Origin of the sequence: Pseudomonas graminis, assembly GCF_900111735.1 — a bacterium.
Lineage (GTDB): Bacteria > Pseudomonadota > Gammaproteobacteria > Pseudomonadales > Pseudomonadaceae > Aquipseudomonas > Aquipseudomonas graminis.
The window spans coordinates 1-17,864 of sequence record NZ_FOHW01000023.1; the positions used below are offsets into that span (position 1 = coordinate 1).

Below are 17,864 nucleotides of genomic sequence, written 5' to 3' on the forward strand. Positions count from 1 at the left end.
TCGAATGTACCAACCTCTTCGCGGGCAAGCGCGCTCTTGCAGAATGCGCGTCAGCCAGCAGCATCGGTGTTTCCCGCCCTGCCCCCCATGCCGACCAGGCCCCCCGGTCCCACACCTTCAGGCAATCAGTTAGAACTCTTGCCTGCCCCGCGCACTCCCATGCAACAGAAGGTTACTCACTGACTACGCCAATCCGGGTCCGTTGACCCGTTCGGGAGAAACAAATGGAAATCATGACGCCGTCGCTTGAGCTCTTGTTCGAACAAATGGGGCTGGAGTCCGATCAGGCCAGCATCGATTCATTCGTCGCTGCGCATCAGTTGCCGGAAGGCGTGAAGGTGTCCGAAGCCGATTTCTGGACACACAATCAAGCGGCACTGCTCAAGGAAAAGATCCAGCTGGATGACGATTGGGCACCCATCGTTGACGAGCTGAACGTGTTGCTGCACACGCCGACCTGACCCGGCGCGGTGAAAAAAAGGCGGCCCTTCGAGGCCGCCCTTTTTTTGCCTGATGTCCCGTTATCGTGACCCATTGTTGAATGCAACCCGGTCACTGTGGATAACCGGGCTGACCGACATTGAAAAACGTCTGCCGCCCGTTCTGCGCAGGTGCATGCACAAAAAGACCGTCCACCAGCGCGTCGCGACGGGCGTTGTTCCAGTGGGCCGAGCGATGGATATAGCGCTGATGCAACAAACTCAGCTCCGCGTCGCTCAACACCCCGCCCTCTCCTTTCGCGTGGCTGATCAGCTTGGCGGCGATGGGGCGCAATTCCGGTGGCAGGGTGATCTCTGCCGAGTCGCGGATCGGCAAAAACGGCACACCTTCATCAGTTGCCAGCGTGTGCATCACCCGCAGGTAAACGTGGGCCAGGTGGTTGTAGACGCGCCGCTCCAGCGTCACCGTCGCGACCACCGTTTTGACCCCGCGTGAGCTGCTGGCGAACCGTTCGAAGCATTCAACGCCCAGCGAGGCGCTGTCATCCGTAGGGTCGAGCAGACGCTTGGCGTCGAGGGTGGACAGCTCGGCATGGGCCTGCAGCCAGGCTTCTGTGGCGTCGTACGGCGTACTGACGCTGACCAGACTGCGGCGAGGCCGGAACAGCGACACTTTCTCCACCTCCTGGGGTTGATAGCCGCCGCCGATGTCCGAATGGCTGCCGGGCAGGACGATTTCACGGGGCCAGTCGGGTTTGACGCTGTTGAGCACAAAGTTGCGCCGATGCTCATCGCCGGCCACCAGATGCAGCACCTGCTGCGCGCACCCGGGAGGCAGAAACAGATTGACCCGTTTATTGACCCCATCGCGAACGCTGCCCAGATCGGAAATCCCGCCCACGGCAGCCACCGTGTCGAACAGCCCGATAACCTTCAACCGCACGCTGCCGCTGGCCCATGAGAAGCTGTCCGAGAGCGGCAGTTTGCGGGGGTCGAGCACCGGATCCAGCGCGCCCCGGGATTTTTTCAGCACTTCGTTGGCCAGATGCCGGGCCGAAGCCGCACCCCGACTGAAGCCAAACACGTCCAGCTCCAGCGCACCGATGACACAACCCGGGTTATCGCTTTCAAACATTTGAAGTTCGTCGGCAAGTTTTTTGATGCCTCGTGACACTTTTGCCACCACGCCGGTGGTGCCGCGACCAAAGCCTTGGCCCGATACGCGGGAATCGCGCCCGCCAGAGGTAGTGCCAACGCCACTGACATACACCGCGCCATACACATACATGCCGTCCGGGTTAACAATTGCCTTGCGCTGTTGCCTGTATAAACCGGCGAGTCTTGCGATATTGGTGGGGCTGTTGCTGTAACTGCTGCCGGGGTCAGTGTGTCGGCCGCCACATTCTTTTATATGCATGCCGCCGTTAACTTCCGACATGGCCTGACAGTCGGCGCCTATCTGGCTATTCACCCGGTTATTACCGGTCCCGTCGAAGAACACACCGAGGCGGACGGTGACTTCCTGGGCGTCGGTGCGGGAATCGGCCGACGCATGAGTAGAATTTTTCTTTGTCATTTGATTCATCCGTGAGTACTGACATGAGTCCCGAACAGGCATTTACATATTCGGACATATACTCACAGGATGATCGCACTTAACGTCCCGTCAACCGATGGAACTGCACTTCAGACGCTTCCTACTTCAATATCGGACGGTTAAATAGTTTTCCGGAGCTGCAAGCTACAAGTGGCAAGCTACAAGACGCCTGCTCTTAGCTTGCAGCTTGCAGCTTGCCGCTTACAACTTGCCGCTCAGCTTTTCTCCGGCTTATAGCCCAGACGCAGCCCGCCCCAATGCCGTCCCTTGACCATGATAGGCACGGACAGATCGTGCATCAGTTCGCCGGTGTCGCGGGTGTAGGTCTGCAGCAGCACCGGTTGCTGGTGGCTGCCGCAGCGAATGCCGGTGCGGTCGTCGAACTTGCGCTTGGTGCGGTTGTTGACCGCGTCGACCGCCGTGTCGCCCGTCAACGGTCGGCTGAACACCTGATTGTGGGTCGGCACGTAGCCTTGCTGTGTGCAGGCGATGGCGAAAACCATCCCCTCATGACGGGTGAGCAGCGGTTCCTGAATAGCCGGGAGCGTCTGATCGGTGTAGCGATCGAAGCGCGTCTGGTACTTGGCCGGCGAGGTGTTGGCGATGGGCTGATAGGTGCGGTCGAACAGATCGGTCAGGCTGACCCGGCCCTGATCGATGTCCTGCTCGAACTTCGCTGCAATCTGGCTGGCGCCTTCGCGCGCGAGGTCGTAGATGCGCTGGTGATAGTCATCAAGACCCACCTGAGCGAGGCGTTCACTGATGGTTTCCGCCTGTTCTTCCATCTGCAACGCCGACTGCGCCAGTCGCCGGGTCTGGTCATCGCTGATGGCAAGGTCGCTGCGCATTTGCTCGACGGCAACGAACAGGCTGCTCAGTTGCTCCTGATTGGTCTGCGCGCCCCGTGCGATTTCGCCGACCTGCTGTTCTACCCCAACGGCCAGCCGGGCAATACTCGCCAGTTGCTGGCCGGTGGATTCGACCTGCGCCACGCCACCGCTCAGGTCACCCGACAACTGCCGAATCTGCTCGACCACCTGACGGGTGCGCTGCTGGATATCCACGACCATCTCCCCGACTTCACTGGTCGCCGTCGCCGTACGCCCGGCCAGCCCGCGCACTTCATCGGCGACTACGGCAAAGCCACGGCCGTGTTCACCGGCCCGCGCCGCTTCGATGGCGGCGTTGAGGGCGAGCAGATTGGTCTGGCTGGCGATGGACTGAATCACCGCCGTGACACGCTGAATGTCTTCGCTGCGCTGGCTGAGGGCTTCGATGAGTTCACGGCTGCTGTCGGCCCGTTCACTGAGTTGGTGCATCAGGCCGATGGAAGCGTTGAGCACGTTGAGCCCGGCGCCGCTGCTCTCCCGCGCCTGGCTGGCGGCGGCCAGCGCTTGCTGGCTGAGGGTCGAGGTGGCGCGCTCGGTGGCAATCATCACGTCGGCACTGCTGACGATCTGCTCGGCCGCGTTGACTTGAGACTGCAGCTTGCCCGCCAGTTGCCTGACCGAAAACGCCACGGCCGCAGCAGACAGCGCGTTGCGGCTGGTGCTCCGGGACAGATCACGGGTCAGGCGCGTCATGTTGTCTTCGGCCGACTCTGCCAGGGCGACCGGCGCTCGCCCCGAAAAAAATCGCGGCACCCACAACAGCAACAGCGCAACGGGGAGGCACAGGTAGACGGACACATTACCCCAGGCCATCGCCGCGAACAGCAGACACAGCCCAAGGCTTTGCAGGGCGGGCGTCAGCCAGCGAGAACCGGTAACGACCTGCTGGTCGGCATCCCCGTGCGTCGGGTGAAAGGGTGTTGCTGCGTGACGACCTTTCGCATCCATGTCCGGGACCTGCCCTGCTTTCGTTATTGTGAAAGCATTAAACGCCCAAATAGCGGCCATGCGCCATGAGTCATTGGTGGTAGTCGGTCGGAATGTGCTGCGAAGGGAGGGTGAGACGATCAGCGCGTAAACGGTGCGCAAGGGAACGGCTCGACCACCCGTTGCGGGCGGTCGAACCCGATGGATCACGCCTGACGCTGGTGGCGGTCGATCTGCTCGTGACGTTCCTGAGCTTCGATGCAGTACTTGGTGGTCGGGCTGATCAGCAGGCGCTTGAGGCCAATCGGCTCGCCGCTGTCTTCGCACCAGCCGAAGCTGTCGTCAGCGATGCGGCTCAAGGCCATTTCCAGCTGTGGCAGCATGCGCTGGTCGCGGTCAATCACGTTCACCAGCCAGTGACGCTCTTCTTCGACGGAAGCTGCGTCGGCAGGGTCAGCCGGGGTGTCCAGGCTTTCGATCGCGATACGGCTCTGCTCGATGCGCGCGTGGATTTCGACTTTCATGGCTTGCAACAGGTCGACGAAGAACGCGTGCTGCTCGGCGTTCATGTAGTCATCGGCCGGCATCGCCAGCAACTTTTCCTTGGTCATTGATTTCTCTATAAAAAAACGTGCATTAAGGCGATCTCAAAGGTGCGCCTCAACCTGGCATTAAACGCGCCGTAGTCTCGAAGCGCCGCTTGGCACTCAATTTACGAGGGGCGGCAGTCTAAGGCCGGGTTCGGTACTCGGCAACATAATTGATCAGGATTCGTCCAACAAGGGCTTGAATACCCGGTGGCGTTGGGTCGCGCCGGGGTTTTATTGCACACTTCGCCCGGCGTGGGCGTCCTCAAAAAGAGGCAGATGGTGTCTGACCGGCCGTGGCGTGATCGGTTCAAACCGATAAAAAAACGAAAAGGGCCTGCGAACAGGCCCTTTGTATTAACGCATGCTCGACTCAGCGCTTGAGCTTGCGCTTGTTGCGGTACTGATCGATGACCACGGCGACGACGATGATCAGGCCTTTGATGATGTCCTGCACGTAGGCATCCACGCCGACAAAGGTAAAGCCGCTGGCCATGACCCCGAGGATCAGCGCGCCGATGACGGTGCCGGTGATCCGGCCGACGCCACCGGCCAGGCTGGTGCCGCCGATCACCGCCGCCGCGATGGCGTCCAGCTCGTAGGAAACGCCCATGCCGGCCTGCCCCGTGGCCGCCCGCGCCGAGGCCACTACCCCGGCCAGCCCGGCCAACAGACCGGCAATGCTGTAGACGATCACCAGATGACGCTTGACGTTGATCCCCGAGGTGCGCGCCGCCTGCATGTTGCCGCCGATGGCATAGGTGTATTTGCCGTATTTGGTGTAACGCAGGGCGATGTGAAAGATGACCGCAACCACCAGAAAGATGATGACCGGCATGGCGCCCTGGCCAATCGCGGTGTAGGAATCGTTCAGCATGCTGACGGGCTGGCCGCCGGTGTAATAGCGCGCCAGCCCCCGCGCCGACACCATCATGCCCAGTGTGGCAATGAACGGAGGGATCCCGGTAATGGCGATGATGCTGCCGTTGATGGCCCCGGCGAGCAGGCCCACCCCAAGTCCGGCGATGACCGGCGCCCACACCGGCAGATCGGTCAGCGACGGAAACACCGCGCGGGTGTAATCCGACGATTGCGCCAGGCTGGCGGCAATCATCGCCGAGAGCGCCAGCACCGAGCCTGACGACAAGTCGATGCCGGTGGTGATGATGACCTGGGTGACGCCGATGGCAAGCAGGCCGATGATCGAGACCTGCAGAATCATCAGCACCAGCCGCTGGGAGTTCATCAGAAAGCTCTGATCACGGACGATCCAGCCGAACAGCTCGAAAATCAGGCCGATGCCAATCAGCACCAGAAAGATGCTCAGTTCAGTGGGCATCCGGCGCTTGTGCTTGCGAGGCGCCAGCGCGGGTTTGTTTTCCAGCATCGTGTTCATCTTCATGTGTGCCTCTTGTTCTTTTTCGACCCGACTGGGGCATTACGGCTGGGGCGTGGCGCAGTGCTCGAATCGGCGCTTCAGTCGCCAGATATCTGGTGAACGGGGAGTCAGTGAACAGGGTTTCCGGACGCCAGGTGCATGACCCGTTCCTGGGTGGCTTCGGCACGGTCAAGGGTGCCCATCATTTCGCCTTCGTGCATGACCATGACCCGGTCGCTCATGCCCAGCACTTCCGGCAGCTCGGAAGAGATCATGATCACCGCCATGCCTTCGCTGGCGAGCAGGGAGATCAGCCGATAGATCTCGGCCTTGGCGCCGACGTCGATGCCGCGGGTGGGCTCATCGAGAATCAGCACTCGCGGGTTGGTCATCAGCCAGCGCGCCAGCAAGGCTTTCTGCTGATTGCCGCCGGACAGCGTGTCGATGCACTGCTCAAGGGATGGCGTTTTCACCCGCAGCTTCTTGCACATGTCTTCGCACAGCACACGCAGGGCTTTCTGGTGGACAAAACCGTTGCCAACGTAATGGGGCAACACCGCCATTTCCATGTTTTCCAGCACCGACAGGCACGGAAACAGGCCGCTGAGCTTGCGATCTTCGGTCAGCAGCGCAAAGCCTTTCTCGATGGCGAAGTGCGGGTCGCTGACACGGATCGGCGTGCCGTCGAGGAGGATTTCTCCCCGTGTACTCGGCGTGATGCCGAAGATCGTTTCAGCGACGTTAGTGCGCCCCGAGCCCATCAGCCCGGCGATGCCCAGCACTTCACCGGCGTGCAGGTCGAATGACACGCCTTCGAACACACCGTCCAGAGACAGGTCGCGCACCGACAGCAGCAACTTGCCCACCGGCTGATCGCGTTCTGGAAACAGCTGGGTCAGTTCACGGCCGACCATCATCGAAATCAGGCTGTCACCGTTCATGCTGTCGGCCCGCTGCAGGCCGATGTAGGCGCCGTCACGGAACACCGCCACTTCATCGGCGATGGCGAACACTTCGTTCATCTTGTGGGTGATGTAGATGATGCCCTTACCCTGTGCGCGCAGGTCGGCAATGATCGAAAACAGGTGCGCCACCTCCGTCTCGGTAATGGCGGAGGTCGGCTCGTCCATGATCAACACGTCGGAGTCGTAGGAAACCGCCTTGGCGATCTCGACCATCTGCCGTTCGGCGATGCTCAGGTTGCCGACCTGCTCTTCAGGATCGAGGTTGATGCGCAGGCGTTCGAGCAATTCTGCCGTGCAGCGGTGCATCGCGCGGTGGTCGACCATGTGCAGGCCGTTGAGCTGCTCGCGGCCGATCCAGATATTCTCGGCGATGCTCATGTGGGGCATCAGGTTGAGCTCCTGATGGATCATGGCAATGCCCGACTGCAGCGCCGCCAGCGGCGACTGGAACACCACCGGCTTGCCGCGCAGGCGGATTTCGCCGGTGTCGGGCTGGTAGATGCCGGCGATGATTTTCATCAGCGTGGACTTGCCCGCACCGTTCTCGCCCATCAGCGCCAGTACGCTGCCGGGGCGCACGCGCAGTTGCACGTTGTCCAGCGCCACCACCCCGGGGAAGCCCTTGCTGATGTTGGTGATCTCCAGCAGATAAGGGTGCTCGGCGTCGTTCGCCGTCCCGGAGACGGGCGGGTTCGTTGAAGCCGAAGCGGTTGTGGAAGCGAACATGGTCACAGGCTCCTCGGGTGACAGGGTCGGCAGAGGCACGGCCGGGCCGTGGTCTGCCGGGTGTCAGTCGGTGTGAGGTGAGCGGTTATTTGAAGGTATTGACGTTGTCCGGCGTGATCAGCTTGAAAGGGATCACGATGGCCTGTTCGGGCAGCGTTTCCTTCTTCGCCAGTTTCACGGCCGCATCAATTGCGCCCTCGCCCTGACCCTTGGCGTCCTGGAAAACCGAGACAGAGAGGTCGCCCTTCTTCACGGCGCTCAGGCCATCCGGTGTGCCGTCGACGCCGGCCACAAACACCTCCCCTTTCTTGCCCGCCTGCTTAAGTGCCATGGCCGCGCCGATGGCCATTTCGTCGTTGTTGGAGATGACCGCTTTGAAGTCGCCGCCCTGGGTCAGCCAGTCATTGGTGACGTCCATCCCCTTCTGCCGCTGCCAGGCGCCGGTCTGCTCCTGGGTGACTTTGATGTTGGGGTAGTTTTTCAGGACTTCTTTCACGCCCGCCGTGCGGTCGCGGGTGGAGTTGTTGGCCAGCTCACCGAGCAAGATGACGACATTGCCTTTGCCGTCCATCTTCTTGGCCAGGTATTCCATCTGCATGCGCCCGGCTTCCTTGTCGTCGGAGGTCACGGAAGCAACGCCTGCGGGCAGTTTCGGATCGTCCGGGCGGCGGTTGACGTAAACCAGCGGGACGCCGGCGGCCGTGGCCATCTTGGTGATGCGGTTGGTCGCCTCGGTGTCGACCGGGTTGACGATGAGCGCATCGACTTTTTTGCCGATCAGCTCTTGCACCTGATCGAGCTGTTTGTTCACGTCATTGCGGCCATCGACGAACTGCAGATCGACGCCGCCCATGGCTTTTACTTTCTTGTCCATGTCCTCGCGCATGTAGGTCAGGTAAGTGTCATCGAACTGCGACATGGACACGCCGATCTTCAGGTCGGCGGCCAGGGTGGCGCCGCTGCTCAACATCAGGGCCAGGGCGAGTGAGGTGAAACGGAGCGGGGTATTCATGAACGGTCTTTCTCCAGATTCTTGTTGTTGTAGTGGCAGGAATAACGACTGCTGGAGGTGCTGATACTTAGCGCGGAGCCATTGGCGCCGTGTCTGAGAGATGCGCGACCGACCCGCCCGATGGCCCGCACACCACAACGCCGCGGCTTTGGACGCAGAGCACGTGAGCGATGGTTTCAAGGGCGGATTCGAAGGCGGATTCGAAGGCGGGGGCAGCGTTGATCAATCTGCGGGCTACAGTGTGGAAAAGCGCGTGGGAAACAGCTCGGGGAATGGCGGGAAGCGCGAGTAAGAAGGGACGGCAAGCCTTGGCGGCTGATCTGAAGATGTTCATCGGCGGTACCTGTCTGCGATTGGCTTTCTTGTTTTTGTGTCGCGCGTCCGGCCTGCTGCCGGGAGACCCGGCACCAGGCGCTGACGGCGATCGTCGGCAACCTGGAAATGACTCTATTGGAAAATAATTTCTACTTCAACAGCTTTTAGAATTAATTTCTATTTTCGTTCTGATGCGCCACGTCCGAACTATCGGAAGGTGTTGCGCAGTGCCTCACAGGGCACCCGCGTGCGCTTTTTACAGCACCATCACCCTGCCCTCCATTGCGCTGATTCTCGCAGCATCCAGTACGTTGGCCGAAGCCACGGCATCGTTGGCATCCACCGGATTACGCCCCTGATTCATCACCGCTTCCTGCCACTGCCGGTAAAACTCGGTCCAGCAGCCACGCTCCGACGGGACCCGCTCACGGTGCTCGCCCTGCTCGAACCAGCCCCAGCGTCGGTGTTCTTCCACGCCCCAGCGTTCGCCTTCGGATCGGGGAGACAACCCGGCCAGCGCAGCAGCTTCCTGACCGTCGAGGCCCTCCACGGTATAGCAGCCCTGGGAACCGTTGACCCGAAATCTCGGGCCTTGAGCGTTCTGCAGGCAGTTGCCCCAGAGGTGCGAAACCACGCCGTTGGCATGGGTCAGTGAAACAAAGAAGCCGTGATCAACTTTTTGCTCCGGCGTGGCGAACTCAAGCTCGGCGTACACCCGCTTCACCGGCCCGAACAACAGCAGCGCCTGATCCACCAGATGACTACCAAGATCGCGGAGAATGCCGCCGCCGCTTTCCTTGCCAACCGACGTGGGCGAGTAGCGCTCGACCCGGGACTCGAAGCGGCTGATGTCGCCTAAAACACCCTGATCGATCAGCTTGCGCACGGTGAGAAAATCCGAATCCCAGCGGCGGTTCTGGTACACACCCAACAGCACGCCTCGGCGTTCCGCAGCGTTCACAAGTTCCCGGGCGGCCTGGGCATCCGGCGCGAACGGCTTGTCGCTGACCACCGGCACGCCGAGCTCAATGGCTTCAAGAATCAATGCACGCCGGGAGGCCAGCGGTGTCGAGATCACCACCGCATCGACACCGGCGGCGACCAGATCGGCCAGGCTGTCGAAGGCCGGGACTTTGGGGTAATCGTTGCGCAGGTCATGACGGCGTTCCGGCGAACGGGTGACCACGCCGGCAAAGGTGGCGCCGGGCAGGCTGGCGATCAGCGGCGCATGGAAATAGCGCCCGCCTTTGCCGTAGCCGATGAGTCCGATTTTCATGTGTAAATCTCCTTGCAACACCTTGTCTGGCTCCTACAGGACAAATGTGTCTCTGCAGGATGAAAGCGTTCTCACTGTAGGAGTGAGCTTGCTCGCGATAGCTTTCCGTCCGGTACCTATATGTATCTGATACACCGTCATCGCGAGCAAGCTCACTCCTACAAGGGTCATATCCATCAATACTGACGGGCCTTGGCCAGCGCCGCTTTTTGCCGCTCATACGCCTCGGCCGTTGTGCCGGTGGTCGACACCTGCGCCACGCCCACGCGCCACCACGACAGGTAACCGTGGATCATGGTTTTCGGCAGCACCTTGATGTCGATCAGCGTGGAGACGGTCTGCCTGCGCGTATCGGCCAATGCCGCCTCCAGCTCCTGAGCGTTGCTGACCTTGTAGGTCTTGCAGCCATACGCCGCGGCACTCATCGCAAAATCCACCGGCACGAAGTCGCCGTCCAGCTGCCCGGTCTCGGGATTGCGATACCTGAACTCGGTGCCGAAACTGCCCATGCCGTTGCCCATCTGCAAATTGTTGATGCAACCGAAGGCCATGTTGTCGAGCAGCACCACATTGATCTTGCGCCGTTCCTGAATCGATGTGGCCAGCTCCGAGTGCAGCATCATGTAGGAACCGTCGCCGACCAAGGCGTACACCTCGCGCTCCGGCGCCGCCATTTTCACACCCAACGCGGCGTTGACCTCATAGCCCATGCACGAATAGCCGTACTCGACGTGATAACTGTCGACACTGGTGCTGCGCCAGGCCCGCTGCAAATCGCCGGGCAGGCTGCCGGCCGCCGCGACGATGACCGCGTCCGCTGGCAATTGCTGATTGAGCACGCCCAGCACCCGGCTCTGGGTCAGGCATGACCCGGTCATCTCGACGACATCGCGCAGCACCTGAGGGTCGAGATGGCCGCTGACTTCCGGCTCGAAACCCTCGGTCTGGTATTCCACGGCGTGCAGCCGATCCACTTCCGTGTCCAGGGCGGCCCTCGCCTCTCGCGGCTGATCGCCCCATTGCGCGCGGTAGTCGCCCAACTGATCCGCCAGCGACTGCAACGCCAGGCGCGCATCGGCCAGCACCTGCACGCCATCGAGTTTCTGCACATCGAATGCGCCGATGTTGAGGTTGAGAAATTGCACGTCAGGATTCTGGAACAGGGATTTCGAGCCGGTGGTGAAGTCGCTGTAACGGGTGCCGACGCCGATGATCAGGTCCGCTTCCCGGGCCAGGGTATTCGCGGCCAGGGTGCCGGTCTCACCGATACCGCCCATGTTCAGGGGATGGGCGGAGACGATGGCGCTCTTGCCGGCCTGGGTTTCGCTGAACGGAATGCCGAAGCGCTCGGCGAATGCTTGCAACTCGGCGGCCGCGCCGGAATAGCGCACGCCACCGCCACAGATCAGCAGCGGCTTGCGTTTGCCTTTGAGCAGCGCCACGGCGTCGCTGAGCATGGCTTCGGTGGGCGGACGTCGGTCGATGCGGTGCACGCGCTTTTGCAGGAATGAATCGGGGTAATCGTAGGCTTCGGCCTGCACGTCCTGGGGCAACGCCAGGGTGACAGCGCCGGTTTCGGCAGGGTCGGTGAGCACGCGCATGGCGTTGAGGGCCGCGCTCATCAGTTGCTCGGGGCGGTTGATGCGGTCCCAGTATTTACTCACGGCCTTGAAGGCGTCGTTGGTGCTGATGCTGAGGTCGTGGAATTGTTCGATCTGTTGCAGCACCGGATCGGGCTGGCGGCTGGCGTAGACATCACCGGGCAGCAACAGCAGCGGAATGCGGTTGGCCGATGCGGTGGCCGCGGCGGTGATCATGTTGGCGGCGCCGGGGCCGACCGATGAGCTACAGGCGTAGACCTTGCGCCGCAGGTGTTGCTTGGCAAACCCCATGGCAGCGTGGCACATGCCTTGTTCGTTGCGGCCTTGATGGACGATGAGGTCGCCACTGTCCTGCTCCAGCGCCTGGCCCAGGCCCAGCACGTTGCCGTGACCGAAAATGGTGAACACCCCGGCGACGAACTTGCTCTGCACGCCGTCGACTTCGACGTACTGGTTATCGAGAAACTTCACCAGGGCCTGGGCCATGGTCAATCGAGTCGTGGTCATGCTTGCACCTTGTTGTTATTAGAGGTGATTGCTTCATCTGCTCACCGCGATCCCCTGTAGGAGTGAGCTTGCTCGCGATTGCTATGTGTCATCTGCACAGGTCTTGGCTGATACCACGCAATCGCGAGCAAGGTGGACCGCCACTTCGGTCACTCCTACAAAGGTGATGCATCGCAGGCAGGATTGATATGGCCTCTTACTTCGCCGTCGGCATGCTGAATTCCGCGCCCTTGGCGATGCTGTCCGGCCAGCGCTGCATGACGCTTTTGTAGCGGCTGTAAAAGCGCAGGCCTTCTTCGCCGTAAGCGTGGTGATCGCCGAACAGCGAGCGCTTCCAGCCGCCGAAGGAATGCCAGGCCATCGGCACCGGGATCGGCACGTTGATGCCCACCATGCCGACCTTGATGTTGCGCGCAAAGGCCCGGGCGATGCCGCCGTCGCTGGTGAAGCACGACACGCCGTTGCCGAATTCGTGGGCGTTGATCAGCTCCACCGCCGAAGCGAAATCAGGCACGTGGACGATGCCCAGCACCGGCCCGAAAATTTCTTCCTTATAAATAGTCATCTCCGGGGTCACGTCATCGAACAGCGTAGCGCCGACGAAGAAACCCTGCTCCGCTCCCGGCACGCTGAAGTTGCGCCCGTCGACAATCAGCTTCGCGCCTTCCTGCACGCCCTGGGCGATGTAGCCCTCGACCTTGGCCTTGTGCACCGCGGTGACCAGCGGGCCCATGTCCGAATCGGCGTTCATGCCGTTGCCGACCTTGAGCGCATCGATGCGCGGCAGCAGCTTGTCGATGAGTTTCTGCCCCACGTCACCCACCACCACGGCGATGGAAATCGCCATGCAGCGCTCGCCCGCCGAACCGTAGGCCGCGCCGATCAATGCGTCGGCGGCCTGATCCAGGTCGGCATCGGGCATGACGATCATGTGGTTTTTCGCACCGCCGAGGGCCTGCACGCGTTTGCCGTGTGCAGTGCCCTGCTGATGAATGTATTCGGCGATGGGCGTGGAGCCGACAAACGAAATAGCCTCAATGCCTTTGTGCTGCAACAGCGCGTCCACGGCGACTTTGTCACCCTGCACCACGTTGAACACGCCATCGGGCAGGCCCGCCTGTTTCAACAACTGCGCCATCAGCAGGCTCGCGGACGGGTCGCGCTCGGACGGTTTGAGGATGAAGCAGTTGCCGGTGACCAGCGCCATGGGAATCATCCACAGCGGCACCATCACCGGGAAGTTGAACGGCGTCACGCCAGCGCAAACCCCCAGTGGCTGACGCAGGTTCCAGTTGTCGATGCCGCCACCGATGTTGTCGCTGTAGTCGCTCTTCAACAGGCTCGGCGCGCCACAGGCGAACTCGACGATCTCGATGCCTCGAACCACTTCACCCTTGGCATCGGAAAACACCTTGCCGTGCTCGCGGCAGATGATGGCCGCCAGCTCGTCATGGTGCTGGTCGAGCAATTCCTTGAACTTGAACATCACCCGCGCACGGCGCAGGGACGACTGATCCGCCCACGCAGGAAACGCCGCCTGGGCAGCGGCAACGGCTTCGTCGACAGTCTTCAGTTCCGCCAGCGCCACCCGGGCCTGCACAGCGCCGGTGGCCGGATTGAACACATCACTGAAACGCTCGGCGCTGTCGTGAATCTGGCCGTTGATGTAGTGGCCGATGATCGGGGCGTTGCTCATGACGGGCTCCTTCAAAAAAAATTGGGTTACAGATCCAGCAGCCAACTGTGCTGCGGATCATTGTGAAATTGCCAGGCGCGTTTCGGGCCGGCCATCACGTTCAAATAATAGGACTCGTAGCCATACGGCACGGTGACCGGGTGATACCCCTTGGGCACGGTGACCAGATCATTGTTCTCAACGGCCATGGCCTGATCGATGCTGCGATCGTCGGTGTAAACGCGCTGGAACACATAGCCCTGGGGCGGGTTGACCTGATGGTAATAGGTTTCTTCGAGAAAGCTCTGGTGCGGTAAATCATCTGTGTCGTGCTTGTGCGGCGGATAGCTCGACGAGTGGCCCGAGGGCGTGCGCACCTCCACCACCAGCAATGAATGCGCAGGTTCGGAATCGGGAAGGATGTCGCAGACGTAACGGGTGTTGGCCGCCCGGCCGCGCACGCTGCGCTTCATCGTGTCAGGCGTAATCAGCCGCGCGGGCAGGTCTTTGGACGCATCACCCGGCGCGGCGCACACGGCAATCTGCACTGCGCTCAACGCCGTGACTTCGGCCTGACTCCCTGGTGGCAGGTACACAGCGAAAGGCGATTTGTCCTCGAACACGGACTGCCGATCGCCGAGGTTTTCCCAGCTGAAACCGCCCTGCCCCGGCGCCTCGCCGCTGACGCTGATGCGACCGCTGAGCAGCACCACGCAGATTTCCTTGTCGCCCGCACTCACCGGCAGACGTTCGCCGACGCTGAGTCGGTGTGCGGAGAACCCGACGTAGGTCAACACGCCGTCGGCCAGCGCTACGACGTCGCGCCCTTCTGCTTTGCTCTTGACCAAGAGATTCATGTTCACAGGCTCCTGTGTTCAGGCGGTTGTTGAGGCGTGCTGTGTTGTTGAGCGGAGTGATTCACCTGTGCGGCGGCCAGCAACGCGCGCAGGGTCTCGTAGCCCTTCTTCGCATAGGCATAGCTCGGCGCGACGGCCGGGTCCTGCTCCGCTTCTACCACCAGCCAGCCTTGGTAACCGGCCTGCATCAACACGTTCAGCAGCGCGGCGAAATCGATGTCGCCATCGCCGGGCACGGTAAAGGTGCCGTTCACGATGCAGTCCGGAAAGCTCCACAAGTTGTTGCGCGCCAGTTGCACCACCGGCTTGCGCACGTCCTTGAAATGCACGTGGCAGACGCGATCGACGTGTTTGCTCAGCACCTCCAGCGGTTCGCCGCCCCCCATGTAGCAGTGACCGGAATCGAACAGCAGACCAACTTCGTCACCGGTCAGGGTCATCAGCGTGTCGATGTCCTCAGGGGACTCCACGTACGCGCCCATGTGATGGTGATAGGCCAGGCGAACGCCCCGGGACAATGTGAACCGGGCCAGCTCGGTGAGTTTGTCGGCGTACGCCTGCCAGGCACTGGCGCTGTGGAAGCGCGGCCGCTCGACCAGTCGGATGCGCTGGCCCTGAATCGAATCGGCCACTTCGCCGTAGACCAGCACCGAGGCGCCGTTGTGTTTGAGCAGTTCGACGTGGCTGGCGATGGCGTCGATTTCCTCGGCCGCCGAACGGCTGGCGAGTCGACCGGAATACCAGCCTGACACCAACGCCAGGTCATACGGGCGCAACACATCGGCCACGCCTTGGGCGTCCTTGGGGAATTTGCCGTTGAGCTCGAAGCCTGCGTAGCCGATCTCCTTGCCCTCACTAAGGGCCGTGCTCAGAGGCGTTTCCCCGCCGAGGGCCGGGAGGTCGTCGTTGCTCCAGGAAATCGGGTTGATGCCAATTCGGATTGCAGAAGCGGGCATGGCTGCACCTTTATTGTTGTTATCTCGTTCAACTGAAAACACAGGCCTGGCGTGCTGACGTCAGGCCCGGGCGTCGCGCCAGGATTCGATCAGGAAACCGAAGTTGCTCTGCACCCGAGTGATCAGGTCCGCGTCATCGATTTCGCCCTCCAGCCAGGCTCGGCTGGGCTCGTGAAAGATCGTGCGGCCTACGGCAAAACCCCGGCAGGTGGTACTTTTCGCCGCCTGACGAAAGCCTTCCGCCAGGGTTTCGGCGGGCGCGTTCAGCCCCAGCAACACCACGCCCCGGCAGTACGGATCGCGCTCGTGGATCAGCGCGTCGAGTTGCTCCCAGACCTCGGCAGTCTGCGATTCGATTTTCCACCAGGCCGGGTAAATGCCGAGGTTGTAGAGGCGCTTGAGGGAACGGTAGATGACGTCCGGATGGGTCGAAGGATGATCCTTGGGCGGGATAACCTCCAGCAGCAGTTCGTGCCCACTGGCCAGAGACGCCTGATACAGCCCCAACAACTGCGCTTCCTGCTCCAGGCGCAGCATCGGCTCGTCGTCCGGGTGGTATTGCACCAGGCACTTGATGATTTGTTCCTGAGGCCAGGCCAGTAACGTGCTGCCCACCGAACGCCCGTGTTCGAACGCCAGCGGGCGTGAACCCTGCACTTCCACCGGACGGGCCACCCACCAGCCGCGCCCGCTGGCGGCATTCAGTGAATCCTGAGCAAAGCGCTGATCTGCAAGCACGCCGACATCGGCGACGATGCCGCGCTTGTGCAAGTCGGCCTCGACCCGCGCGACCGCCTGAACGAACAACTGCTTGAGCGGGCCGATGCAGGCCGGATCGCGCCCGGCTTTTTGCGCCAGTTCCACCAGTTGCCCGCGATGATCGAAGGCAAAAATGAACAGTTGCTGCCACTCGCGACGGGGCACGCTGACGCGATGCAGGCGTTGCAGCACCGGGTCTTGATCGGGTCGGGTAATGGGCACCGGGCTGTTGAACAGGTATTCCAGCTCGACCAACGTCGGCATGGCCGGCGCGCAGGCGTGGCGCGATACCACCAGACCACCGCAGGCATTGGCCAACTGGCAGCAGCGCTCGTCGCTCTCGTCGTTGAGCCAGCCCTTGAGAAAACCGGACATGAACGCATCGCCCGCGCCCAGCACATTCAACACTTCCACGCGCACGCCGGGGTAGATCGCGCCGTCTTCAAGCTTGGCGGGAATGGCTCCGTGAATCACCGTACAGCCTTGGGGCCCGAGCTTCACCACCAAAGTCGCGGCACTGAGCTCGCGGACCCGGCGCAGGGCGTTGAGCAAATCGGTCGAGCCGCCAGCGATGAGAAATTCTTCTTCGGTACCGACGATCAGGTCGAAGCGCGGCAGGATGCGCTGCACGTGCTGGCTGACGGTGTCGTTGGCGACGAAGCGCGTCTCGCCGTCAGCCTTGCCGGCCAGGCCCCAGAGCACCGGGCGGTAATCGATGTCGAGGACGCGTTTGACGTTGTGCTTTTCGGCGTAGTCCAGCGCCTGACTGCTGGCGCGGAACACCTGATCGGTGGAGAAATGCGTGCCGGTGATCAACAGCGCCTTGCTGGAGGCGATCTGTGCTTCATCAATGTCTTCCGGTTGCAGCGCCATGTCGGCGCAGTTTTCGCGGTAGAACACCAGCGGAAAGGTTTCGCGGTCCTTGATGCCCAGCAAGACCATCGCGGTCAGGCGCTCGGCGTCGACCTTGATGCCGCTGACATCGCAGCCCTCCCGCGCCAGGGATTCCACCAGAAAACGGCCCATGTGGTCGTCGCCCACGCGGGTCAGCATGGCTGACTTCACCCCCAACCGTGCGCTGCCGAAGGCAATATTGGCGGAGGAGCCGCCGAGGTATTTGGCGAAACTGCTGACGTCCTCCAGGCGCGCGCCGATCTGCTGCGCATAGAGATCGACGCCCAGGCGCCCGAGACAAATCACGTCCAGCTGACGCCCGGTGGCAAAACGAGTCTGGCCCATGCCGGCCCCTCTTCTTTTATTGTTATGGGTTTGATTGCTGATGCCCTCGCCCGCAAACGCAATGCTTGCACGCGAGTTCGTGGATGCAGACTAGAACGGCGCCGGGCCTTGATCAATGAATTTTTCTAAATTATTTTCAGGTGGAATATTTATTCCA

The 17,864-nt window shown here is 61.6% G+C and carries 13 protein-coding genes; 1 reads left to right on the forward strand and 12 read right to left on the reverse strand.

Translation table 11 applies throughout. The features are described 5' to 3' along the window. Positions 1 to 224 precede the first annotated feature (224 nt). On the forward strand, positions 225 to 461 hold the full coding sequence (locus BMY98_RS17000; RefSeq protein ID WP_074891113.1) for a DUF2789 family protein: 237 nt from the start codon (positions 225 to 227) through the stop codon (positions 459 to 461). Between the two features lie 91 nt (positions 462 to 552). Here the strand turns inward: BMY98_RS17000 and BMY98_RS17005 are convergent, their stop codons facing one another. The 12 genes from BMY98_RS17005 to BMY98_RS17065 all read right to left on the reverse strand — a co-directional run bounded on the left by BMY98_RS17005 (position 553) and on the right by BMY98_RS17065 (position 17,707). Then, positions 553 to 2,016: a T6SS phospholipase effector Tle1-like catalytic domain-containing protein gene (locus BMY98_RS17005; protein WP_074891115.1), complete on the reverse strand. Its 1,464-nt coding sequence runs from the start codon at positions 2,014 to 2,016 to the stop codon at positions 553 to 555. 236 nt (positions 2,017 to 2,252) lie between these two features. Then, positions 2,253 to 3,935: a methyl-accepting chemotaxis protein gene (locus BMY98_RS17010; RefSeq protein ID WP_425438887.1), complete on the reverse strand. Its 1,683-nt coding sequence runs from the start codon at positions 3,933 to 3,935 to the stop codon at positions 2,253 to 2,255. A 125-nt stretch (positions 3,936 to 4,060) separates the two neighbouring features. Beyond that, on the reverse strand, positions 4,061 to 4,465 hold the full coding sequence (locus tag BMY98_RS17015) for a TraR/DksA family transcriptional regulator (protein WP_074891117.1): 405 nt from the start codon (positions 4,463 to 4,465) through the stop codon (positions 4,061 to 4,063). Between the two features lie 349 nt (positions 4,466 to 4,814). Next, positions 4,815 to 5,837 (reverse strand): ABC transporter permease, encoded by a 1,023-nt coding sequence (locus BMY98_RS17020; protein ID WP_074891219.1) that lies wholly within the window; start codon positions 5,835 to 5,837, stop codon positions 4,815 to 4,817. A gap of 110 nt (positions 5,838 to 5,947) precedes the next feature. After that, entirely contained in the window at positions 5,948 to 7,510 is a 1,563-nt protein-coding gene (locus BMY98_RS17025) for a sugar ABC transporter ATP-binding protein (RefSeq protein WP_074891119.1), read from the reverse strand. A gap of 85 nt (positions 7,511 to 7,595) precedes the next feature. Beyond that, positions 7,596 to 8,522: a sugar ABC transporter substrate-binding protein gene (locus BMY98_RS17030; protein ID WP_074891121.1), complete on the reverse strand. Its 927-nt coding sequence runs from the start codon at positions 8,520 to 8,522 to the stop codon at positions 7,596 to 7,598. A 571-nt stretch (positions 8,523 to 9,093) separates the two neighbouring features. Then, positions 9,094 to 10,113: a Gfo/Idh/MocA family protein gene (locus BMY98_RS17040; RefSeq protein WP_074891124.1), complete on the reverse strand. Its 1,020-nt coding sequence runs from the start codon at positions 10,111 to 10,113 to the stop codon at positions 9,094 to 9,096. 176 nt (positions 10,114 to 10,289) lie between these two features. After that, positions 10,290 to 12,221 carry a 3D-(3,5/4)-trihydroxycyclohexane-1,2-dione acylhydrolase (decyclizing) gene (gene iolD / locus BMY98_RS17045; RefSeq protein WP_074891126.1) on the reverse strand — a complete coding sequence of 644 codons (1,932 nt, stop codon included), beginning with the start codon at positions 12,219 to 12,221 and terminating at the stop codon, positions 10,290 to 10,292. A gap of 196 nt (positions 12,222 to 12,417) precedes the next feature. Beyond that, positions 12,418 to 13,917 carry a CoA-acylating methylmalonate-semialdehyde dehydrogenase gene (locus BMY98_RS17050; protein WP_074891127.1) on the reverse strand — a complete coding sequence of 500 codons (1,500 nt, stop codon included), beginning with the start codon at positions 13,915 to 13,917 and terminating at the stop codon, positions 12,418 to 12,420. Positions 13,918 to 13,943: 26 nt separating this feature from the next. Next, positions 13,944 to 14,753 (reverse strand): 5-deoxy-glucuronate isomerase, encoded by an 810-nt coding sequence (gene iolB, locus BMY98_RS17055; protein WP_074891129.1) that lies wholly within the window; start codon positions 14,751 to 14,753, stop codon positions 13,944 to 13,946. A gap of 2 nt (positions 14,754 to 14,755) precedes the next feature. After that, a complete protein-coding gene (gene iolE, locus BMY98_RS17060; protein ID WP_074891131.1) occupies positions 14,756 to 15,709 on the reverse strand; it encodes a myo-inosose-2 dehydratase in 954 nt (317 codons plus the stop codon). A 60-nt stretch (positions 15,710 to 15,769) separates the two neighbouring features. Continuing rightward, entirely contained in the window at positions 15,770 to 17,707 is a 1,938-nt protein-coding gene (locus BMY98_RS17065) for a bifunctional 5-dehydro-2-deoxygluconokinase/5-dehydro-2-deoxyphosphogluconate aldolase (protein WP_074891132.1), read from the reverse strand. Positions 17,708 to 17,864: the final 157 nt, after the last annotated feature.